The following is a 20320-nucleotide window of genomic DNA, read 5'->3' as shown; positions in this document are numbered from 1 at the left end:
ACTGACCAAAAAAGGAGTGGGAAAGCTAGATTAACCAAAGTCAAAAAAACGTGAAGGCGCCAGCGCTTAATGGCTTGAAATTGACTCGAGTTGTTGCAGCAGCAACGCCGCCTGGGTGCGGGTCCGCACATTCAGTTTACGAAAAATCGCGGTGACGTGGGCCTTGATGGTCGCTTCGGAAACGCTCAGTTCGTAGGCAATCTGCTTGTTCAGCAACCCTTCGCAAACCATCGTCAGCACCCGGAACTGTTGCGGAGTCAAGCTCGCAAGGCCTTCACTGGCCGCCTTGGCCTCATCGGAAACGCTGACGGCTTCGAATGCTTGCGGTGGCCAGAAAACATCGCCATCGAGCACCGCGCGCACGGCTTTCTGGATAACACTCAAATCGCTGGACTTGGGTATGAAACCGCTTGCACCAAATTCACGGGACTTGACCATGATCGTCGCTTCTTCCTGGGCCGAGACCATGACCACAGGAATTTGCGGATACTGGCCGCGCAACAGTACCAACCCGGAAAAACCATACGCGCCCGGCATGTTCAGGTCCAGCAGCACCAGATCCCAGTCGGCCTTTTCGCTCAGGCGTGCCTCCAGCTCGGCAATGCTCGCCACTTCCACCAACCGGACATCCGGGCCCAGGCCCAGGGTCAGCGCTTGATGCAGGGCGGAACGAAAAAGAGGGTGGTCATCGGCAATCAGGATTTCGTATGTGGCCATTTTTCAAATGATCCTGTTTTTCATGGGATGCCCGATGCATTCGGGTATCGCCAAACAACTCGAGGTAACAGCCACGCAGCCGCTCCAACGGGGCACGTTCAACGCAAAAAACGGCGTTTCAAACTCTGGCCGCACCCTAATGGGCGCCAAGCATGCCCAGCCAAACCGGGGTGGTCAAGCGACATGGCCGGTACACTTTATTGCAGCATCGGAGACAATCAGGCCGTCACTGCCACTGCTGGTTGAAGATAGGCCATCAACTCGGTGTGCGCCGGGGTCGAAACATCCATTTCCAGCTGACGCTTGGCATCGAGGTAATGCTGGCTGAACACATCGAAATAAGCGTCGAGCGCCGAGGCCGCCTCTACATCGCCTGCAAGATCGAGACATAACGCCGCGACTTCCGCAGTACACAAGTGTTCGCTACGGGTGGAGCGGCGCAATTGATAGCGTGAAAGCTTCTCGGGCAACAAACTGAGGATCGGAAGCGCGTCGAAATAGGGGCTTTTACGGAAAATCTTCCGGGCTTCGGTCCACGTCGCGTCGAGCAAGATGAACAGCGGCCTCCTGCCTTGATCGACCGCCACGCTATGAGTCACCCGCTCGGGCGCGACATATTCACCCGGGAACACCAGATAAGGCTGCCATTGTGGGTCGGACAGCAAGGCCAGCAACTGCTGATCGACTTCGGTACGCGACCAGATGAAGGCATGGTTGTCACGCACCACATCGGCAATCAACCAACCGGTGTTGCTGGGCTTGAACACTTCCTTGCCTGTCATGATCAGGCATACCCCGGAGCGAGTCTCAACCTGCGGACGCCAGGCGCACAGGCAGTGACTCTCGATCACGCGGCAAGCGCGGCACCTTGTTGCCCGCCATCCACGGGCCTGAATCGGCTTGATACCTTCCTCTTCGCGCTGGTCGCGCAGGCGGGCTACGGCGTTGGGGGCATGGTTCATCGCAGGCCACACCGGCAGACAAAAGAGATCGACACGAAAAGCACTCGGATGGGTGAAAGTGCCGGCAGTTTACCAGACCCGCCGGTGCAAACCTGTACCGTGCAGGCCTGCTCCCCTATAATTCGCCGCCACTGAACGCACAGTCATGTGATGGGTCAAACACCCATCACTGCCCCAGGAGAGTTTCATGCTGCGCCTTATCGTTCCCACCGCTGCCATTCTGCTGGCGTCGACCTTCAACGCCCAGGCGGCGTCCTTGAGTGAGCAGAATCTGAACAGAGAGCTGCGAAACGTCGCCACACAAAGCAGCGTCGGCACTCCGCGGGCGATCAATGAAGACATTCTCGATCAGGGCTACACGGTCGAAGGCAATGTGCTGATCAACCACCTGAGTGTGCAAAGCAGCCACGCCAACAAGATGCGTGCCGACCCCAAGGCTGTGTACTTCCAGCTTGGCGCCTCGGTATGCAACAACCCGTCCTTCCGCAAGCTGATGGCCAAGGGGGCGGTCATGCGTTATGACTTCACCGAGGTAAAGACCAACCGCGCGGTCGGTTCTGCAAGCTACCAGGAATCGGATTGCCCGAAAGCGACCCAGAAGAAAAAGTAAGTCAGTGGGATTTTGCGCGCCGCTGCTCATCCTCGGCGCGCAGTTCCGCCACCAGCGCCTGCAAATAACGTGAACGCTGATGCGCGTCCATAAGACGCCGGCAGCACTCCTCCTCGAGACTCAAATGATTGATCTCGGCTGATGACTTCAGCAATCGATACAGTTGCGTATCGATCTCCAGAATGACCCTGGCCATGGCTTTCCGGCTCCCTGCACCTCACTCGTGATGAGCGGCAAATCCTTGAACCGCTTGTACCCTGCGCCCTGCCCTTGACGCCAAGTTGTCGTGTAATACCTGTACCTAAGTAAATCAGAGTACTGAACACTCGGGGCGGGTTCAGACGGGCGGTGAAATCACCTTGCAAATCGTCAATAACCGGTTGCCAGGAAAGACTTTGCGGCGCAATGATCAAGGCAACAATCATCGCGACGGTCTAGATTTCAGGTATCTACGTTCATTGTGTCAGGACTGGAAAAGGCGCCGCCCGTTTCGTCTTGCGCTGTGCGAACGTTTCTTTCATCCAAGGGAAAAACAGAGCCGGTATGGTGACCCGACCAGGGTCAAGTGAATCGCCCAGGCATGGGCCTGGGCAAACAGCGACACATGAAGTGTCGTGGCGCCGACGCGTCAATGGTCGAAGCCGACGGCTCTGTCCAGAAGGAGAAGTTGAATGCCTTACCAACCGAATGACCTCCTAAGCCGCCATTTTGAACAAAGCGGCCACGACCTCATCAGCAAGGTCGAAGAGCAACTCAACCTGGTTTCACCCAACAGCCCGAATACCCCGATCTACCGCGACATGATCCTGACCGTGCTGCGCATGGCGCAGGAAGACCACAATCGCTGGAATGCCAAGATAACCCTGCAAACCCTGCGCGAACTGGAGCACGCTTTCCGAGTGCTTGAGCAGTTCAAGGGGCGACGCAAAGTCACAGTCTTCGGCTCCGCGCGCACGCCAGTGGAACATCCCTTATATGGTCTCGCTCGCGAACTCGGCGCCGCCCTGGCTCGCTCCGACATGATGGTCATCACGGGTGCGGGCGGCGGCATCATGGCTGCAGCCCACGAAGGTGCAGGCTTGGAAAACAGCCTGGGATTCAACATCACCCTGCCCTTCGAGCAACATGCCAACCCCACCGTCCAGGGCACTACCAACCTGCTGCCCTTCCATTTTTTCTTCACGCGCAAGCTGTTCTTCGTCAAGGAAGCGGATGCACTGGTGTTGTGCCCAGGCGGTTTCGGCACCCTGGACGAAGCGCTGGAAGTACTGACGCTGATCCAGACGGGCAAAAGCCCATTGGTGCCCGTAGTGCTGCTGGACGCGCCGGGCGGCAAATTCTGGCAGGGCGCACTGGACTTCATTCACCATCAACTGGAGGAGAATCGTTACATCCTGCCTACCGACATGAAGCTGGTGAAACTGGTCTACAGCGCCGAAGAAGCGGTGGAGCAGATCAACCAGTTCTACAGCAATTACCACTCCAGCCGCTGGCTCAAACATCAGTTCGTGATTCGCATGAACCACAAGCTCAGTGACAGGGCACTCGAACACATGCAGGAATCATTCGCAGACTTGTGCCTGAGCGATCAATTTCATCAACATGCCTATAACGGCGAGGAGCAGGACGAAGCACGGTTCAGCCACCTCGCGCGGCTGGCCTTTAACTTTACCGCTCGTGACCACGGCCGGCTTCGCGAGTTGGTGGATTACATCAACCTGGCGGAAAACTGGGCCCAAACCCAGCCACCGGCACAGCAGCGTACGCGAGAGCCATTAAAGGTTACGTGAGACAAAAAAACGGCCCGCTATCGAAATAGTGAGCCGTTTCAGTCAATCGTCCATCCCTCGGCCGCTGAACAAGCGGCTGATCATTTCCATGGAGAATCCCCGATACGCCAGGAACCTGCCTTGTTTGGCGCGCTCCCGGGCATCTATCGGTAATTGCCCGGAAAACTTGCGTCGCCAGGCGTCCTGCAATTGTTCCTGCCAGTCGATGCCGCTCTCGCGCAGGGCGAGTTCGATATCACTGCGCTGCAGGCCACGCTGACTTAACTCTTCACGAATGCGTAAAGGGCCATAGCCGCTACGGGCACGGTAGGAAACGAAGCTTTCAAGGTAGCGGGATTCGGACAACAAACCCTCTTCCGTCAATCGGTCGAGTGCTGTTTCAATCATTTCGGGGAGAGCCCCGCGCTGACGCAGTTTACGCGTCAGCTCGACGCGCCCATGCTCGCGTCGTGCGAGCAGGTCCATTGCGGTTCGCCGCACCGCGACGAGGGTATCGAGTACAGCGGTCATCGGATCAATCAGATATCAGCATCAGCCAGATCGTCTTCGGTCTCTTTGACCGCAGAAGCCTTGGCATCCGCTACCGAAGCCGGAGACAGCAGTTTGTCACGCAGTTGCTTCTCAAGCGTTGCGGCAATATCCGGGTTATCCGCCAGGTACTTGGCCGAGTTGGCCTTACCCTGACCGATCTTGGTGCCGTTATAGGCATACCAGGCGCCGGACTTCTCGACGAAACCGTGCAGAACACCCAGGTCGATCATCTCGCCGTTGAGGTAGATGCCCTTGCCGTAAAGAATCTGGAACTCGGCCTGACGGAACGGCGAAGCCACCTTGTTCTTTACAACCTTGACGCGGGTCTCGCTACCGACGACTTCATCACCTTCTTTCACCGCACCCGTGCGGCGGATATCCAGACGAACCGACGCGTAGAACTTCAGAGCGTTACCACCGGTAGTCGTTTCCGGGCTACCGAACATCACGCCGATTTTCATGCGGATCTGGTTGATGAAGATCACCAGGCAGTTGGCGTTCTTGATGTTACCGGTGATTTTACGCAGAGCCTGGGACATCAGACGGGCTTGCAGGCCCACGTGCATGTCACCCATTTCGCCTTCGATTTCAGCTTTCGGCACCAACGCCGCCACGGAGTCGACGATGATCACGTCGACCGCATTGGAACGCACCAGCATGTCGGTGATTTCCAGGGCTTGCTCACCGGTGTCAGGCTGGGACACCAGCAGGTCGTCGACGTTGACGCCCAGCTTGCCGGCGTACTCAGGGTCCAGGGCGTGTTCGGCATCGACGAATGCGCAGGTCGCGCCGGCTTTCTGAGCCTGGGCGATCACGGACAATGTCAGTGTGGTTTTACCGGAAGATTCAGGACCGTAGATTTCAACAATGCGACCTTTTGGCAGACCGCCAATGCCCAAAGCGATGTCCAGACCCAGAGAGCCAGTGGAGATGGCCGGAATCGCCTGACGGTCCTGATCGCCCATACGCATTACGGCACCCTTGCCGAATTGACGTTCGATCTGACCCAGGGCCGCAGCCAAGGCTTTCTTCTTGTTGTCGTCCATTAAAGTCCTCACGTAATCAATAAGGCCTGACGGCCAACACCTGTATAAGTAGCCAGTATTATTCCACAGCGTTTGCGGATCGCCTACCCCTGATTTGAGATTTCTCCCGCAGCATGGCGCAGCAGCCCCTCTAGCGCGGCCTTCACCGTTTGTCGGCGAACCTCGTCACGGTTACCGGCAAAGTGCTGCACCTCGCTGAACACCTGATCGTCGACGCCCCAGGCCAACCATACGGTGCCCACCGGCTTCTTCGGTGAACCGCCGTCCGGCCCCGCCACCCCACTGACCGCCACGGCAAAACGCGCATGGCTTTTTTCCTGCGCACCACGGACCATGGCCTCGACCACTTCCCGACTGACCGCCCCTACCGTTGAAAACAGCTCGGGCGGCACATTCAGCTGGAGCGTCTTCTGTCGGTTGGAATAGGTGACATAACCGGCCTCGAACCACGCCGAGCTACCCGGTATCCGGGTAATCGCCTCGCTGATGCCGCCGCCCGTACAGGATTCGGCGGCGGTGACATGGGCATTGAGAACCTGCAGGCGCCTGCCGAGTTCAGCGGCCAGCTGTGTGATTTCTTTCACGGTCATCTCCTGATCGAACGGAATGAGGCTTAACGTACACGAGCGAATGGTGCTTGCAAGTTACAGGCACGAGCCGCCCGGACACACATCTCACAGGCTTGCAGGCGGGAGCAACACCGTCTTTGCCTGCTTCCAAAGCAGCAAACGTTCCTGCAGCCCGTTCAAACCGCCATTGATACGTCGAGTAATACTGTTGAACTCATCGACGTCGGCCAGTTCATTGAGGCCGTTTCGCTCCCAGAACCAGGCCGCGGATTCAGCGGCCCATTGTGGCAGCTCCAACAGTTCCGGTTGCTGCAACAAACGCTCATCACCAAAAAGTGCCCGACTGCACTGCAGATAATTACTGCGACCGGTGATCTGGATCAGCCCACGCCCCCGATAGCGTTGACCGTCGCCGTCGGCTTCAGGGGAGTTGCCCAGGCGCATGGCCAGGTCCCCGGTATCGTATTTCTCGAGATATTTTTCGCCGCCCAACTCTCGCACATATTGCAGTTGCCCCGACTCGTGGCCGATTTGCGCCAGGAAGGCGGCGATACGCCCGGGGGTACTGATGTTACGACGTGCCATGGCGTTATTGAGGGCGAGAATGAACAGGCCCGATCGAGTGCGGGCACCTGGGAAAATCATGAGTAACTGCTGCTCAGTGAGGCGCATCGCTCGTTCCTTTGATTGATGCATGAAATTCGCAAGATGGCGCCGGGAGAAATACGCCGGCAGCGTATTGAACGCCGCATCCCGAACGCCAGACTACACACCTCTCCCACGCAAGCCCCGCCGGTAATTGTTGCACCGTGTTGTGTTGCCAGCGCAGCGCGCAGAGCGCCAGCCATTCACTATGGGTCGGAGCGAGAATCGCGCGGCGGTGCATCATCGATACCGATACGCCTGGCCACCCAGCGCCCGTACAATCCTACGGCCATGTCAGCCCCGGCTATCGCGGTGAGACAACCGAAGGCGCCGGCGGCCCAGATCGACATCCCGGCGGCGTACAGCAACATCATCGCCGAGACGCCGCACACCATGCAGGCCCCGGAACGCAAAGCCAGGCGTCTCAGCAATGACCAGCCACGGGCGCCCTCCTTGTCGGCGCGCCACATTTCCCCGGACACCCCACTGACCACTGCGAGCGCGACGACGAGCCAGATAGGCAGGTCCAGCAACAGTTGCTGCTCGTTTGTCATGTCGGGCCTCCAGGATGCCTGGCTTGTGATGCTAGCGGTTAAGCGCAAGATTATGCATGTATGCATATACAGTCAATGCATTAATGCATTTATTTGCCGAGTAAAATACTTGGCTTCGTAAGGGCGAACAACGATAACGCCGTATTGTAGAAAAACCGCGGTGTCTGGTTCGCCGGCAAGCCTGGCTCCTGCGAGGCGGCAAACCAAAGGTCAACGCGCGTACATGCCCCACCAGAACACATGACCCAGGATCAGGATCTGCTCCTCCTGCATTTCCAGGAAGGTGTAGTCCTCGTCAGGATGCTCTTCGCGGTTAAAGCTACGCAGGCGAATCCCTGTCGGCAGCCGATACAGCTGTTTCACTCGCAACTGGCCGTTATGATTGATGGCATAGAGGTCGCCATCGACGATATCGCCAATCCCACACTTGCCGGCGTTGACGCCCACCGTGGCACCGTCGCGCAACACCGGCAGCATGCTGTTGCCGCGCACCGTCACGCATTTGGCCTGGTCGAACTGCACGCCGTTATGGCGCAAGCTACGCTTGCCGAAGCGCAGGCTGGCGCGCTCGCTCTCTTCGATGACGAATCTTCCTGATCCTGCAGCCAATTCAACCTCGCGAAGAAAGGGTACCGAGACCTCGTCGTCATCAATAGGGGTATCGTCGTCCCACAGACTGATGTCGGTAAGTTGCGAGTGCGCGGCTTCACGCCGGGCACCCAACGCCTGCGCGATAAGCACCCGGCCACGCAATTGATCGGTACTGACGGCGAAGTATTCGGCGATCTTCGAAATGTGCTTATCAGAGGGGTCGACAATCTTCCCGCCGAGGATGCGCGAAAGTGTGGATTGAGGCACGCCGGTGCGACGGTGAAGCTCCGTTGGGGAGATACCGTGCTGATCGAGCAGCGCTCTTAAAACGGTCGAAACATTGCGTTTTTGCATAATGCGCATAATGCTCGAAGTTTTTTGCCACGACAAATGCTTAATTGCATAAACGATGCATGATTGATCAATGAAGACGTCACCCGGCCGTGATGCCTGCGTCAACCAGACTGCCCATGGTAACCTTGCGCCCATCGCGGAAAAGCCGTGCCCATGCTCGCTTTTGCCCCACACCTTTTGAATGAGTTTTCCTGGCAATCCGATGAATAAAGCCCTCTCCGACCTGTCCTCGCACACGCCGATGATGCAGCAATACTGGCGGCTAAAGAACCAGCACCCTGACCAGCTTATGTTCTATCGCATGGGCGACTTCTACGAGATCTTCTATGAAGACGCGAAGAAGGCCGCCAAGCTCCTCGACATCACCCTGACCGCTCGCGGGCAGTCAGCCGGCCAGGCGATTCCGATGTGCGGCATTCCTTACCATGCGGCGGAAGGTTATCTGGCGAAACTGGTAAAGCTCGGCGAGTCGGTGGTGATCTGCGAGCAGGTCGGCGACCCGGCCACCAGCAAAGGCCCGGTGGATCGCCAGGTAGTGCGGATCATCACCCCGGGCACGGTGAGCGACGAAGCGCTGCTCGATGAGCGCCGGGACAACCTGATCGCCGCCGTCCTGGGCGACGAGCGCCTGTTCGGCCTGGCGGTGCTGGATATCACCAGTGGCAACTTCAGCGTGCTGGAAATCAAGGGCTGGGAAAACCTGCTGGCGGAACTGGAGCGCGTCAATCCGGTGGAATTGCTGATCCCGGATGACTGGCCCAAGGATCTGCCTGCCGAGAAACGTCGTGGCGTTCGTCGCCGTGCGCCGTGGGATTTCGAGCGTGATTCGGCCTTCAAGAGTCTTTGCCAGCAATTCTCGACCCAGGACCTCAAGGGTTTCGGTTGTGAAAACCTGACCCTGGCCATCGGCGCCGCCGGTTGCCTGCTGGCCTACGCGAAAGAAACCCAGCGCACCGCCCTGCCGCACTTGCGCAGCCTGCGCCACGAACGCCTGGACGATACCGTGGTGCTGGATGGGGCGAGTCGCCGCAACCTGGAACTGGACACCAACCTGGCCGGCGGTCGTGACAACACCCTGCAGTCGGTGGTCGATCGTTGCCAGACCGCCATGGGCAGCCGCCTGCTGACTCGCTGGCTGAACCGCCCGCTGCGTGACCTGAACGTGTTGCTGGCGCGGCAGACCTCGATCACCTGCCTGCTGGACGGCTACCGTTTCGAAAAGCTGCAGCCGCAGCTCAAGGAAATCGGCGACATCGAGCGCATTCTCGCCCGGATCGGCCTGCGCAATGCCCGTCCGCGCGACCTCGCGCGCCTGCGCGATGCCCTCGGCGCGCTGCCGCAACTGCAAGCGGCAATGACCGAACTTGAAGCGCCGCACCTCAACCAACTGGCAGACACTACCAGCACCTACCCGGAGCTGGCGGCCTTGCTGGAAAAAGCCATCATCGACAACCCGCCCGCGGTGATCCGTGACGGCGGGGTGTTGAAAACCGGTTACGACAGCGAACTCGATGAACTGCAATCACTCAGCGAAAACGCCGGGCAATTCCTGATCGACCTCGAAGCCCGCGAAAAAGCCCGCACCGGCCTGTCTCACCTGAAAGTCGGCTACAACCGCATCCACGGCTACTTCATCGAACTGCCGAGCAAGCAGGCTGAATCCGCACCCGCCGACTACATTCGCCGCCAGACCCTCAAAGGCGCCGAGCGCTTCATTACGCCGGAACTGAAGGCCTTCGAAGACAAGGCTCTTTCTGCCAAGAGCCGTGCCCTGGCACGTGAGAAGATGCTGTACGAAGCGCTGCTCGAAGACCTGATCGCCCAACTGCCACCCTTGCAGGACACTGCTGCAGCGCTGGCCGAGCTCGACGTACTGAGTAACCTGGCCGAACGGGCGCTGAACCTCGACCTGAACTGCCCGCGTTTTGTCAGCGAGCCGTGCATGCGGATCACCCAGGGTCGTCACCCTGTGGTTGAACAAGTATTGACCACGCCTTTCGTGGCCAACGACCTGAGTCTCGACGACAACACCCGCATGCTGGTGATCACCGGTCCGAACATGGGCGGTAAGTCCACCTACATGCGCCAGACCGCCTTGATTGTACTCCTGGCACACATCGGCAGCTTCGTGCCGGCGGCCAGTTGTGAATTGTCCCTGGTCGACCGCATCTTCACCCGAATCGGCTCCAGCGATGACCTGGCCGGCGGGCGCTCGACCTTCATGGTCGAGATGAGCGAAACCGCCAACATCCTGCACAACGCCACCGAACGCAGCCTGGTGCTGATGGACGAAGTCGGGCGCGGCACCAGCACCTTCGACGGCCTGTCCCTGGCGTGGGCGGCGGCGGAACGCCTGGCACACCTGCGGGCCTACACGTTGTTCGCCACCCACTACTTTGAGCTGACGGTACTGCCGGAAGCCCAGCCATTGGTGGCCAACGTGCACCTCAATGCCACCGAGCACAACGAACGCATCGTGTTCCTGCACCATGTACTGCCAGGGCCGGCCAGCCAGAGCTATGGCCTGGCAGTCGCGCAGTTGGCTGGTGTTCCGAACGAAGTGATCGTACGCGCCCGTGAGCACTTGAGCCGGCTGGAAGACACCGCCCTGCCCCATGAGGCGCCTGCGCCAGCCAAAGGCAAACCGGCCACGCCGCAGCAGAGCGACATGTTCGCGAGCTTGCCGCATCCGGTGCTGGATGAACTGGCCAAACTTGATCTGGACAACATGACGCCACGTCGCGCACTCGAAATGCTCTATACACTAAAGACACGGGTCTAACGCACAGGCTTGCAAGCTGTTAGAATCTCGCGCGGTTTGGGATGCTGCGGGCTATTAGCCTGGCTTGCAGACTATCGCTCCCAAACCTTGCGACCCCTACGTGAAGGGGCGCTGCAAGCCGCGCCTGAGGAGAAAATTAGAAATGACCTTCGTCGTCACCGACAACTGCATCAAGTGCAAGTACACCGACTGCGTAGAAGTCTGTCCGGTGGACTGCTTTTACGAAGGCCCGAATTTCCTGGTGATTCACCCGGATGAGTGCATCGACTGCGCACTGTGCGAACCTGAATGCCCTGCCGTGGCCATCTTCTCCGAAGATGAGGTGCCTGCAGGCATGGAAAACTTTATCGAGCTGAACCTCGAATTGGCCGAGATCTGGCCGAACGTTACCGAACGCAAAGATCCGTTGCCCGATGCCGCTGAGTGGGATGGCAAGCCAGGCAAGATCGAACACCTCGAACGCTGATTATCCCCGCGTTCCTGAAAAAGGCCCCACAAGGGCCTTTTTTTTAAGATCAAAAGATCGCAGCCTTCGGCAGCTCCTACAGGTGCAGGCAAAAAAAAGGGGCGGTATGACCCGCCCACATTTTTTCCCTATTCCCTGTGTTCCTTTTCATCATCCTGATGAATCGCTTCCTGCGATGTCCTTTCCCCTCATCCTTGAAGGGCGTGTCTATCCGTTGACACAACACCGATACTAGAGTTTTTACCGCCAAGAGCAATCGTCCGATCAGGCCCTGATGCCTTGTCACATCCCGTTCATGTTAGAAAATCTGCTTGTTTATCAGTCGGATAAAAAAGACCTGCGAAAAATATGGTCGACTGCCAACCTGTAAAAATAGTGAACACTTACGCAAAGAGTAAGCGAAGACTTACACCCTGAAGCTACAAAGCCGCGCTGGCGTCCCCGAGATCAAAACCAGAATTGCAGATAACAAAAAGCCCCGAACCAGTCGGGGCTTCTTGTTATCCAGCAAACGAATGGCTTATTGAAATAGCGACTCGCTCGATAGCCCGTTTTTCTCCAGGATCTCCCGCAGACGCTTCAGGCCTTCTACCTGAATCTGTCTAACCCGCTCCCGGGTCAGGCCAATTTCCAGGCCCACATCTTCAAGGGTGCTGCTCTCGTGACCGCGCAGGCCGAAGCGGCGTACAACCACCTCGCGCTGCTTGTCGGTCAACTCCGAGAGCCATTGGTCGATGCTTTGAGACAGGTCGTCATCCTGCAGTAGCTCGCATGGATCGGTTGGGCGATCGTCGGTAAGGGTGTCCAGCAGGGTCTTATCCGAATCCGGACCCAGCGAGACGTCGACCGAAGAAACCCGCTCGTTGAGGCCCAGCATGCGCTTGACCTCCGCTACCGGTTTTTCCAGCAGGTTGGCGATCTCCTCGGGTGAGGGTTCATGATCGAGTTTTTGCGTCAACTCCCGTGCGGCCCGCAGGTACACGTTGAGCTCCTTGACCACATGGATCGGCAACCGGATGGTCCGGGTCTGATTCATGATTGCGCGCTCGATGGTCTGACGAATCCACCAGGTTGCGTAGGTTGAGAAGCGGAAGCCGCGCTCAGGGTCGAATTTCTCCACCGCCCTGATCAATCCGAGGTTGCCCTCTTCGATCAGATCGAGCAGCGAAAGGCCCCGATTGACGTAACGTCGGGCGATTTTCACCACCAGGCGCAGGTTACTTTCGATCATGCGTTTGCGCCCGGCCGGATCACCACTTTGCGACAGGCGCGCAAAATGCACTTCTTCTTCGGGGGACAGTAGAGGGGAAAAGCCGATTTCATTGAGGTACAGCTGCGTGGCATCGAGTGCCCGCGTGTAATCGATGTACTTGTGTTGCTTCAATGTCGCGGAGTGTTTGGATTTGGCACGAACGGAAGGTGGAGCCGCCCCTTCATCATTCGACATCGAATCCGTGCCGACGTCGGCCTCCATCAGGAGAACCTCATCGTCGATGTCAAACTCCGGCACTTCTTTACTGAGAGCCATTGTTATAGTCCTTTGGTGAGTTCGACCTCAAGCTCAAGCGGCGCCTTTATCCCTGGCAACGCTGGAGCCTGTCCCCTCTACGTGACGGAACAGGCTGGAAAGCGATCAACGACGCGGCAGGAATTGCAGCGGATCTACAGGTTTACCTTGGCGGCGAATCTCAAAATGCAGTTTCACCCGGTCTGTACCCGTTGACCCCATTTCGGCAATTGTCTGTCCGACCTTGACCTGCTGCCCCTCCCGAACCAACAGCCTGCGGTTATGTCCGTAGGCACTGACGTAGGTTTCACTGTGCTTGATGATGACTAATTCGCCGTAGCCCCTTAAGCCACTCCCGGCGTATACCACCGTCCCATCAGACGCAGCTAAAACAGGCTGTCCCAAATCCCCTGCGATATCAATTCCTTTATTCAAACTACCGTTTGAGGAGAATTTGCCGATTAAAATGCCATTAGATGGCCACCCCCAGCCGGTCGGGGCTGGACCCGGTGGAGGCAGTGGAGTGGGTGCCGGCTTGTTCGCGACGGACGGTACAACCACCGGTGTCGTCGTGGTCGTACCGTCTGCAGAGCGACGGATGACCGTGGTCTTACTTGACGATGAAGGCGAAGAACTGGAGGAGCTGACCACCGTTGTCGGCGTTGAACCGCTGCGTCCATCGAAGCGAATCGTCTGACCCGGATGGATGGTGTACGGCGGCGCTATGTTATTGCGCGCCGCCAGTGCCTTGTAATCCCAGCCGTAGCGAAAGGCGATGGAAAACAGCGTGTCCTTGGGGCGAACGACGTATTGCCCGGTGGTCACGGCCGGACGCTGGGCGGCGGCATTGTTGCGGTCGACAACGCGTACGTCGCTGGATTTGTTACTGGAGCAACCGACCAGCAGGGTGCTCATGACAAGGCCAGTCACCAGGCGCTGAAAGCTCGTTGTACCCATACGCTGCGCTATGACTGTGAGACTCACCCGCCGCTCCCTTTGTGGTGGCTGAAAATGTAATTTGCCGTGTTCCGGCACGAAGTGTCGCAAGTATAACGGGCCGTGCCGGCTTTACCCTTAATGAAGCGAACTCGCTTGGCGCACACGTTTGCTGTCCGCCGAAACAACCCGTTTAACCAATCGACCCCGCTGTAAGACAGAGGCAATCGAAGAGAATTCAGCGCGTTTAAATAAATGCTCAGGCCAGTGGACCATTGAGTAACGGGACGAAGCGCACCGACCCCAGGACACGCCTGGAAAAGCCATGTTCTTCCCGGATGATCAGCATCAATTGTTGCACCTCACCGGAGCCCACCGGGATCACCAGGCGCCCACCCGGGGCCAGTTGATCGAGCAGCGCCTGAGGAACGTCTGTTGCCACCGCCGTAACGATAATGCCGTTGTAGGGCGCCAGTGCTGGCCAGCCCTCCCAGCCATCGCCCCAGCGAAATACCACGTTACGCAAGTTCAGCTCGACCAGGCGTTCCTTGGCCCGGTCTTGCAGCACCTTGATACGTTCCACGGAAAAGACCCGTTCGACCAGTTGCGACAGCACCGCCGTCTGATACCCCGACCCCGTACCAATTTCCATGACCTTGTCCAATGGCCCGGCTTCGAGCAGTAACTCGCTCATGCGAGCCACCATGTAGGGCTGGGAGATGGTCTGGTTATGGCCGATGGGTAGCGCCGTGTCTTCGTAGGCTCGGTGCGCCAATGCCTCGTCGACGAACAGATGACGCGGAGTACGCCGAATGACTTCCAACACCTTGGCGTTGCAAATCCCCTCCTCATACAGGCGCTGGATCAGGCGCTCGCGGGTCCGTTGCGAGGTCATGCCGATGCCGCGACGCATCATGTCGTCTTGTCCACGCGTCATGGTCGCAGGCCCTCCAACCATCCGTCGAGGCTCCTGAAGGCATCATTGAAGGTGCGATCAAGCTGCAAAGGGGTGATGGAAACATAGCCTTGCATTACGGCATGGAAATCGGTGCCAGGACCGCCATCCTCAGCGTCCCCCGCCGCAGCGATCCAGTACCCGGACTTGCCTCGCGGGTCGACCACCTTCATCGGCGCTGCCGCGCGGGCGCGATGCCCGAGGCGGGTCAACTGGATACCGCGGATGTGCTCCAGCGGCAAATTGGGAATGTTCACGTTCAGTACCGTACGCGGTGGCAGCTCGAGATCCGCATGGGCCTCGACCAGTTTGCGCGCAAAGTGGGCCGCCGTGGCCAGGTTGTCGACCTGTCGCGAGACCAGCGAAAAGGCAAACGCAGGCCGCGTCAGGAATCGACCTTCGAGCGCCGCCGCAACCGTACCCGAGTAGAGCACGTCGTCCCCCAGGTTGGCGCCCAGGTTGATGCCGGACACCACCATGTCCGCTTCACGCTCCAACAAGCCGTTGAGGCCCAGGTGCACACAATCGGTCGGCGTGCCATTGACGCTGATAAAGCCGTTGGCAAGCGTGTGTGGATGTAACGGACGGTCCAGCGTGAGCGAACTGCTCGCGCCGCTTTTGTCCTGGTCCGGGGCAACCACCACGCACTCGGTGTAATCCGCCAGCGCAGCATAAAGCGCGGCGAGTCCGGGTGCGGTTACCCCGTCGTCGTTAGAAATCAGAATACGCATGGGCTGTCCGTCTGCCCCACCGGCACCAGATCGACAAGCTCGCGCACCAATACGGTGGCGAAGCATCCGGCCGGCAGGACGAATTCCAGTTGCAGAATGTCAGGCGAGGGATAATGCCACGTCAACCCGGCAATGGGCAGCCGCAGGATGCGACGTTCATGGCTCATTCCGGCGTTGACCAACCAATCGCGAAGTTCCACTTCGCGCGCGGCTATCGCCTGCTCCAGTTCATGGACAGCGCCCATGGCCGGCGAGTCACCTTCGCCCCACTGTGGACCGGTCGGGTGCAGATCGAGAATCGCCAGTCGCGGGTCACTGCATTCAGCTTCGCCGGCCGCAAAGAAGCTGCGGCTGTCGGTGAATGCCAACAGATCGCCGACCCGCGCTTGCTGCCAGGTACCGTCGGCGACACGCGCCGCCAACACCTGGTTGAACAGAAAACTGCGAGCTGTGGAAAGCAGGCGCGAACGCACGTTGCGCTGCTCCGGCAAGGCCTTGCGCGCAGCCCAGGCGCGGGCGTCGACCACGTTGCCGCCGTCATGCCCAAAGCGCTGGGCACCGAAATAATTGGGGATGCCTTGCTTGGCAATCAGCTGCAGCCGCGCTTCGATGGCAGCCTTGTCACCAGCGAACTGTGTCAGGCGCAAGGTGAAGCCGTTGGCCGAGTGGGCACCGCGTTGCAGCTTGCGTTTATGCCGGCTGGTCTTGAGGATTCTAAGCGTGTCGTTTTCTGCCGCGGACAGATCCGGATCGGCTTTGCCCGGCAGTTGTACGCTGAACCACTGGCGTGTCAGCGCCTGGCGATCCTTGAGTCCGGCGTAGCTGACGGTGCGCAATGACACCCCGGCGGCCTTGGCGATTCGACGTGCCGCCTCTTCAGTATTCAGGCCGCGTTTTTCCACCCAGATCCACAGGTGTTCGCCATCACCGCTCAAGGGAATATCAAGGACTTCATCGACCTGGAAATCTTCCGCGATGGCTTTCAGTACGGCGCTGCCGAGCGGTTCCCCATAGGCCCGCGGGCCGAGCAATTGCAGTTCGTTCATGCGCGCAGCAACAAGGCAACGGAATGCACAGCAATGCCCTCTTCGCGACCGACGAAGCCGAGCTTCTCGGTGGTGGTAGCTTTCACGTTCACTTGATCCAACTCAACTTGGAGATCCGCGGCAATCAGCGCGCGCATCGATTCGATATGTGGGGCCATTTTTGGCGCCTGGGCAACGATGGTGTTATCGACGTTACCGACCTTCCAGCCTTTGGCGTGGATCAATGCGACGACATGACGCAACAGCGCTCGGCTGTCGGCGCCCTTGAATTGCGGGTCGGTGTCCGGGAAATGCTTGCCGATGTCACCCAGCGCAGCCGCGCCGAGCAAGGCATCGCTCAAGGCGTGCAGCAGGACGTCACCGTCGGAGTGAGCGAGCAGCCCGAAGCCGTGTGCAATGCGCACGCCGCCCAGAGTGATGAAATCGCCTTCAGCGAAACGGTGCACATCATAGCCGTGGCCAATACGCATAAAAAAACGCCCCGAATTTTGTCAGGGCGTGATTCTACCTGCATTAGGCACCTAGAGCATGCGCGTGATGCCGCAAGTGTTCATCGATGAAACTGGCGATGAAGAAATAGCTGTGGTCATAGCCCGGTTGCAGGCGCAACGTCAGCGGGTGACCGGCCAGTTTGGCCGCCTGTTGCAAGGCTTCAGGCTTCAACTGATTGGCGAGGAAATCGTCGCGATCGCCTTGGTCAACCAACAGCGGCAGCTTTTCATCGGCCTCGGCGATTAATGCACAGGCATCCCATTCACGCCATTTTGAACGGTCTTCTCCCAGATAGCGGGAAAAGGCTTTCTGCCCCCACGGGCAATCCATCGGATTGTTGATCGGCGAGAATGCCGATACCGACAGATAACGCCCCGGATTGCGCAAGGCACAAACCAGCGCACCGTGGCCACCCATGGAGTGACCGCTGATGCCGCGTTTGTCCGACGCCGGGAAATGCGCCTCGACCAACGCCGGCAGTTCCTGCACGACATAGTCATGCATGCGATAGTGGCGCGACCAGGGTTCCTGGGTGGCGTTCAGATAAAACCCGGCGCCGAGGCCGAAGTCCCAGGCACCGTCCGGATCGCCCGGCACGTCGGGACCGCGAGGGCTGGTGTCCGGTGCGACGATGATCAGTCCCAATTCGGCGGCCATGCGCATGGCGCCGGCCTTTTGCATGAAGTTCTCGTCTGTGCAGGTCAGGCCGGACAACCAGTACAGCACTGGCAACTTGCCGCCCTGCTCGGCTTGCGGCGGCAGGTACACGGCAAACACCATGTCGCAACCGAGCGTTTCCGAGCGATGGCGATAACGCTTGTGCCAACCACCGAAGCTTTTCTGGCAGGAGATATTTTCCAGGCTCATGACTGACCTCAGAAATGAATGACGGAACGGATGCTCTTGCCTTCATGCATCAGGTCAAACGCCTTGTTGATATCTTCCAGGCCCATGGTGTGGGTAATGAAGGTATCCAGCGGGATTTCACCGGCCTCGGCCATTTCCACATAGCTTGGCAATTCGGTACGACCGCGCACGCCGCCGAACGCCGAACCGCGCCAGACGCGACCGGTGACCAGCTGGAACGGACGGGTGGAAATTTCCTGGCCAGCACCGGCCACACCGATGATGACCGACTCGCCCCAACCCTTGTGGCAGCACTCGAGGGCAGCACGCATCAGTTGCACATTGCCGATGCACTCAAAGGAAAAGTCGACGCCGCCGTCGGTCATGTCGACAATGACTTCCTGGATCGGACGGTCGAAGTCTTTCGGGTTTACACAATCGGTTGCACCCAGCTGCTTGGCGATCTCGAATTTAGCCGGGTTGATGTCGATGGCGATGATCCGTGCCGCCTTGGCTTTGACTGCGCCGATGATGGCCGACAAACCAATGCCGCCGAGGCCGAAAATGGCCACGGTATCACCCGGTTTCACCTTGGCCGTGTTCAACACGGCGCCGATGCCGGTGGTGACACCACAACCCAACAGGCAGACTTTTTCCAGCGGCGCTTCCTTGGCGATCTTGGCCACGGAAATTTCCGGCAGCACGGTGTACTCGGAGAAGGTCGAAGTACCCATGTAGTGGAAAATCGGCTGGCCCTTGTAGGAAAAACGAGTTGTGCCGTCCGGCATCAGGCCTTTGCCCTGGGTTGCGCGAATCGCCTGGCAGAGGTTGGTTTTGCCCGACAGGCAGAATTTGCACTGACGGCATTCCGGGGTGTACAGCGGGATCACATGATCGCCAACCGCCACCGAGGTCACGCCTTCGCCGATCGCTTCGACGATAGCCCCGCCTTCGTGACCGAGGATGGACGGGAAAATGCCTTCCGGGTCAGCGCCCGAGAGGGTGTAGGCATCGGTATGGCAGACACCGGAAGCCACCACGCGCAGCAATACTTCACCGGCCTTGGGCATGGCGACATCGACTTCAACGATCTCCAGAGGTTTCTTGGCCTCGAAGGCAACGGCGGCGCGCGACTTGATCATGGTGATTCTCCAGTGAATAAAAACGAGACAGGGAGTGTAATACATGCCTCAACGATGAATAATCGAGGCAAATGCAAAATATTATTGCTGTACAGGGATAATCCTCCATGTCTGAAAATCGCTGGGAAGGGATCGACGAATTCGTTGCCGTCGCCGAGTGCAGCCAGTTCACCGCTGCCGCTGAACGCCTTGGAGTTTCGTCCTCGCATATCAGTAGACAAATCGTACGCCTGGAAGAGCGCCTGCAAACCCGCCTGCTCTATCGCAGTACTCGCCGGGTCACGCTGACCGAGGCCGGGCAAACCTTCCTGCAACATTGCCAGCGCTTGCAGGATGGCCGCGAAGAGGCCCTGCGGGCGGTCGGCGACTTGACCAGCGAACCCAAGGGCATGCTGCGCATGACCTGTGCCGTGGCGTACGGCGAACGTTTCATAGTACCCCTGGTGACTCGCTTCATGGGGCTTTATCCACAACTTCGAATCGACATCGAACTGAGCAATCGACAACTCGACCTGGTGCATGAAGGCCTGGACCTGGCGATCCGCCTGGGGCGCTTGCAGGACTCACGACTGGTCGCCACGCGCCTCGCTCCTCGGCGCATGTTCCTCTGTGCCTCTCCGTCCTACCTGGAACGCTATGGTCGACCTCACAGCTTGTCGGAACTGAGCCGGCACAATTGTCTTGTTGGCAGTTCGGACCTCTGGCAACTGGAACAGAACGGGCGGGAATTTTCCCAGCGGGTCCAGGGAAACTGGCGGTGCAACAGTGGACAAGCGGTGCTGGACGCGGCGCTACAGGGTGTGGGGTTGTGTCAGCTGCCGGACTATTACGTGCTGGAGCACCTGAAAAGCGGCGCGTTGATTTCGTTGCTCGAAGCCCATCAACCGCCGAATACAGCTGTTTGGGCGCTGTATCCGCAGCAGCGGCATTTGTCGCCGAAGGTGCGCAAGCTGGTGGATTATTTGAAGGAGGGGTTGGCCGAGAGGCCGGAGTATCGAACCTAAGATCAAAAGATCGCAGCCTGCGGCAGCTCCTACATTGAATGCGG

General features: G+C 58.7%; 22 protein-coding genes. 5 read left to right on the top strand and 17 right to left on the bottom strand.

Going from position 1 to position 20320, the window contains the following annotated elements:
* Positions 1–66: 66 nt before the first annotated feature.
* Together erdR and PSUM_RS12745 are read right to left on the bottom strand one after the other, a co-directional pair.
* Entirely contained in the window at positions 67–717 is a 651-nt protein-coding gene (erdR, locus tag PSUM_RS12750; protein ID WP_020796006.1) for a response regulator transcription factor ErdR, read from the bottom strand.
* Positions 718–935: 218 nt separating this feature from the next.
* Positions 936–1679, bottom strand: a complete 744-nt coding sequence (locus PSUM_RS12745) for a tRNA-uridine aminocarboxypropyltransferase (RefSeq protein WP_020796005.1) — start codon at positions 1677–1679, stop codon at positions 936–938.
* Between the two features lie 187 nt (positions 1680–1866).
* On the opposite strand from PSUM_RS12745, the gene PSUM_RS12740 reads away from it, so the two are divergent.
* Complete coding sequence (locus tag PSUM_RS12740; protein ID WP_020796004.1) at positions 1867–2289, top strand: PA3611 family quorum-sensing-regulated virulence factor; 423 nt, start codon at positions 1867–1869, stop codon at positions 2287–2289.
* Position 2290: 1 nt separating this feature from the next.
* Here PSUM_RS12740 and PSUM_RS12735 read toward each other — a convergent pair whose 3' ends face one another.
* A complete protein-coding gene (locus PSUM_RS12735; protein ID WP_020796003.1) occupies positions 2291–2485 on the bottom strand; it encodes a hypothetical protein in 195 nt (64 codons plus the stop codon).
* Between the two features lie 475 nt (positions 2486–2960).
* Between PSUM_RS12735 and PSUM_RS12730 the strand changes: the two genes are divergently transcribed.
* On the top strand, positions 2961–4079 hold the full coding sequence (locus PSUM_RS12730) for an LOG family protein (RefSeq protein ID WP_020796002.1): 1119 nt from the start codon (positions 2961–2963) through the stop codon (positions 4077–4079).
* A 42-nt stretch (positions 4080–4121) separates the two neighbouring features.
* Here the strand turns inward: PSUM_RS12730 and recX are convergent, their stop codons facing one another.
* The 6 genes from recX to PSUM_RS12700 form a co-directional block, all read right to left on the bottom strand.
* Positions 4122–4589, bottom strand: coding sequence for a recombination regulator RecX (gene recX, locus PSUM_RS12725; RefSeq protein WP_020796001.1), 468 nt, complete (start codon positions 4587–4589; stop codon positions 4122–4124).
* An 8-nt stretch (positions 4590–4597) separates the two neighbouring features.
* Positions 4598–5656, bottom strand: coding sequence for a recombinase RecA (gene recA, locus PSUM_RS12720; protein ID WP_008060630.1), 1059 nt, complete (start codon positions 5654–5656; stop codon positions 4598–4600).
* Between the two features lie 83 nt (positions 5657–5739).
* Positions 5740–6240 carry a CinA family protein gene (locus PSUM_RS12715; protein WP_020796000.1) on the bottom strand — a complete coding sequence of 167 codons (501 nt, stop codon included), beginning with the start codon at positions 6238–6240 and terminating at the stop codon, positions 5740–5742.
* 90 nt (positions 6241–6330) lie between these two features.
* Positions 6331–6897, bottom strand: a complete 567-nt coding sequence (locus PSUM_RS12710; protein WP_020795999.1) for a glycoside hydrolase family 19 protein — start codon at positions 6895–6897, stop codon at positions 6331–6333.
* A gap of 179 nt (positions 6898–7076) precedes the next feature.
* Positions 7077–7424 carry a phage holin family protein gene (locus PSUM_RS12705; protein WP_020795998.1) on the bottom strand — a complete coding sequence of 116 codons (348 nt, stop codon included), beginning with the start codon at positions 7422–7424 and terminating at the stop codon, positions 7077–7079.
* Positions 7425–7634: 210 nt separating this feature from the next.
* Positions 7635–8369 carry a LexA family transcriptional regulator gene (locus tag PSUM_RS12700; protein WP_033045313.1) on the bottom strand — a complete coding sequence of 245 codons (735 nt, stop codon included), beginning with the start codon at positions 8367–8369 and terminating at the stop codon, positions 7635–7637.
* A gap of 202 nt (positions 8370–8571) precedes the next feature.
* Between PSUM_RS12700 and mutS the strand changes: the two genes are divergently transcribed.
* Positions 8572–11151 carry a DNA mismatch repair protein MutS gene (mutS, locus tag PSUM_RS12695; RefSeq protein ID WP_033045311.1) on the top strand — a complete coding sequence of 860 codons (2580 nt, stop codon included), beginning with the start codon at positions 8572–8574 and terminating at the stop codon, positions 11149–11151.
* 142 nt (positions 11152–11293) lie between these two features.
* A complete protein-coding gene (fdxA, locus tag PSUM_RS12690; protein ID WP_083348328.1) occupies positions 11294–11617 on the top strand; it encodes a ferredoxin FdxA in 324 nt (107 codons plus the stop codon).
* Positions 11618–12137: 520 nt separating this feature from the next.
* Here fdxA and rpoS read toward each other — a convergent pair.
* The 8 genes from rpoS to PSUM_RS12645 all read right to left on the bottom strand — a co-directional run bounded on the left by rpoS (position 12138) and on the right by PSUM_RS12645 (position 19272).
* On the bottom strand, positions 12138–13145 hold the full coding sequence (gene rpoS / locus PSUM_RS12680) for an RNA polymerase sigma factor RpoS (protein ID WP_020795994.1): 1008 nt from the start codon (positions 13143–13145) through the stop codon (positions 12138–12140).
* A gap of 105 nt (positions 13146–13250) precedes the next feature.
* On the bottom strand, positions 13251–14108 hold the full coding sequence (locus tag PSUM_RS12675; protein WP_033040739.1) for a peptidoglycan DD-metalloendopeptidase family protein: 858 nt from the start codon (positions 14106–14108) through the stop codon (positions 13251–13253).
* A 211-nt stretch (positions 14109–14319) separates the two neighbouring features.
* The gene (locus PSUM_RS12670) at positions 14320–14955 is read right to left on the bottom strand and encodes a protein-L-isoaspartate(D-aspartate) O-methyltransferase (protein ID WP_173667175.1); all 636 of its coding nucleotides are present in this window, start codon (positions 14953–14955) and stop codon (positions 14320–14322) included.
* Positions 14956–14993: 38 nt separating this feature from the next.
* Entirely contained in the window at positions 14994–15746 is a 753-nt protein-coding gene (gene surE, locus PSUM_RS12665; RefSeq protein WP_020795991.1) for a 5'/3'-nucleotidase SurE, read from the bottom strand.
* Positions 15734–16792 (bottom strand): tRNA pseudouridine(13) synthase TruD, encoded by a 1059-nt coding sequence (gene truD / locus PSUM_RS12660; RefSeq protein ID WP_083348326.1) that lies wholly within the window; start codon positions 16790–16792, stop codon positions 15734–15736. The genes surE and truD overlap by 13 nt, the downstream gene beginning before the upstream one ends.
* Positions 16789–17262, bottom strand: coding sequence for a 2-C-methyl-D-erythritol 2,4-cyclodiphosphate synthase (ispF, locus tag PSUM_RS12655; RefSeq protein ID WP_020795989.1), 474 nt, complete (start codon positions 17260–17262; stop codon positions 16789–16791). Before ispF ends, truD begins: the two co-directional genes overlap by 4 nt.
* A 43-nt stretch (positions 17263–17305) precedes the next feature.
* On the bottom strand, positions 17306–18151 hold the full coding sequence (gene fghA / locus PSUM_RS12650; protein ID WP_020795988.1) for an S-formylglutathione hydrolase: 846 nt from the start codon (positions 18149–18151) through the stop codon (positions 17306–17308).
* Between the two features lie 8 nt (positions 18152–18159).
* Positions 18160–19272 (bottom strand): S-(hydroxymethyl)glutathione dehydrogenase/class III alcohol dehydrogenase, encoded by a 1113-nt coding sequence (locus tag PSUM_RS12645; protein ID WP_033040729.1) that lies wholly within the window; start codon positions 19270–19272, stop codon positions 18160–18162.
* 107 nt (positions 19273–19379) lie between these two features.
* On the opposite strand from PSUM_RS12645, the gene PSUM_RS12640 reads away from it, so the two are divergent.
* On the top strand, positions 19380–20276 hold the full coding sequence (locus PSUM_RS12640) for a LysR family transcriptional regulator (RefSeq protein WP_020795986.1): 897 nt from the start codon (positions 19380–19382) through the stop codon (positions 20274–20276).
* The last annotated feature ends 44 nt before the right edge of the window (positions 20277–20320 follow it).

Origin of the sequence: Pseudomonas umsongensis (assembly GCF_002236105.1) — a bacterium.
In the GTDB taxonomy this organism is placed as follows: Bacteria; Pseudomonadota; Gammaproteobacteria; order Pseudomonadales; family Pseudomonadaceae; genus Aquipseudomonas; species Aquipseudomonas umsongensis.
Note: the sequence above shows the minus strand (reverse complement) of the source record. Positions and strands in the feature narration are given on the sequence as shown.

Excerpts from the sequence above, each read along its gene's own strand:
- rpoS (WP_020795994.1), bottom strand. The coding sequence starts at position 13,145 with ATGGCTCTCAGTAAAGAAGTGCCGGAGTTTGACATCGACGATGAGGTT.
- PSUM_RS12730 (WP_020796002.1), top strand. The coding sequence starts at position 2,961 with ATGCCTTACCAACCGAATGACCTCCTAAGCCGCCATTTTGAACAAAGC.
- PSUM_RS12735 (WP_020796003.1), bottom strand. The coding sequence starts at position 2,485 with ATGGCCAGGGTCATTCTGGAGATCGATACGCAACTGTATCGATTGCTG.
- PSUM_RS12700 (WP_033045313.1), bottom strand. The coding sequence starts at position 8,369 with ATGCAAAAACGCAATGTTTCGACCGTTTTAAGAGCGCTGCTCGATCAG.
- PSUM_RS12640 (WP_020795986.1), top strand. The coding sequence starts at position 19,380 with ATGTCTGAAAATCGCTGGGAAGGGATCGACGAATTCGTTGCCGTCGCC.
- mutS (WP_033045311.1), top strand. The coding sequence starts at position 8,572 with ATGAATAAAGCCCTCTCCGACCTGTCCTCGCACACGCCGATGATGCAG.
- PSUM_RS12645 (WP_033040729.1), bottom strand. The coding sequence starts at position 19,272 with ATGATCAAGTCGCGCGCCGCCGTTGCCTTCGAGGCCAAGAAACCTCTG.
- fdxA (WP_083348328.1), top strand. The coding sequence starts at position 11,294 with ATGACCTTCGTCGTCACCGACAACTGCATCAAGTGCAAGTACACCGAC.
- PSUM_RS12705 (WP_020795998.1), bottom strand. The coding sequence starts at position 7,424 with ATGACAAACGAGCAGCAACTGTTGCTGGACCTGCCTATCTGGCTCGTC.
- truD (WP_083348326.1), bottom strand. The coding sequence starts at position 16,792 with ATGAACGAACTGCAATTGCTCGGCCCGCGGGCCTATGGGGAACCGCTC.
- PSUM_RS12745 (WP_020796005.1), bottom strand. The coding sequence starts at position 1,679 with ATGAACCATGCCCCCAACGCCGTAGCCCGCCTGCGCGACCAGCGCGAA.
- erdR (WP_020796006.1), bottom strand. The coding sequence starts at position 717 with ATGGCCACATACGAAATCCTGATTGCCGATGACCACCCTCTTTTTCGT.
- PSUM_RS12710 (WP_020795999.1), bottom strand. The coding sequence starts at position 6,897 with ATGCGCCTCACTGAGCAGCAGTTACTCATGATTTTCCCAGGTGCCCGC.
- recX (WP_020796001.1), bottom strand. The coding sequence starts at position 4,589 with ATGACCGCTGTACTCGATACCCTCGTCGCGGTGCGGCGAACCGCAATG.
- recA (WP_008060630.1), bottom strand. The coding sequence starts at position 5,656 with ATGGACGACAACAAGAAGAAAGCCTTGGCTGCGGCCCTGGGTCAGATC.
- surE (WP_020795991.1), bottom strand. The coding sequence starts at position 15,746 with ATGCGTATTCTGATTTCTAACGACGACGGGGTAACCGCACCCGGACTC.
- PSUM_RS12740 (WP_020796004.1), top strand. The coding sequence starts at position 1,867 with ATGCTGCGCCTTATCGTTCCCACCGCTGCCATTCTGCTGGCGTCGACC.
- fghA (WP_020795988.1), bottom strand. The coding sequence starts at position 18,151 with ATGAGCCTGGAAAATATCTCCTGCCAGAAAAGCTTCGGTGGTTGGCAC.
- PSUM_RS12670 (WP_173667175.1), bottom strand. The coding sequence starts at position 14,955 with ATGACCTCGCAACGGACCCGCGAGCGCCTGATCCAGCGCCTGTATGAG.
- ispF (WP_020795989.1), bottom strand. The coding sequence starts at position 17,262 with ATGCGTATTGGCCACGGCTATGATGTGCACCGTTTCGCTGAAGGCGAT.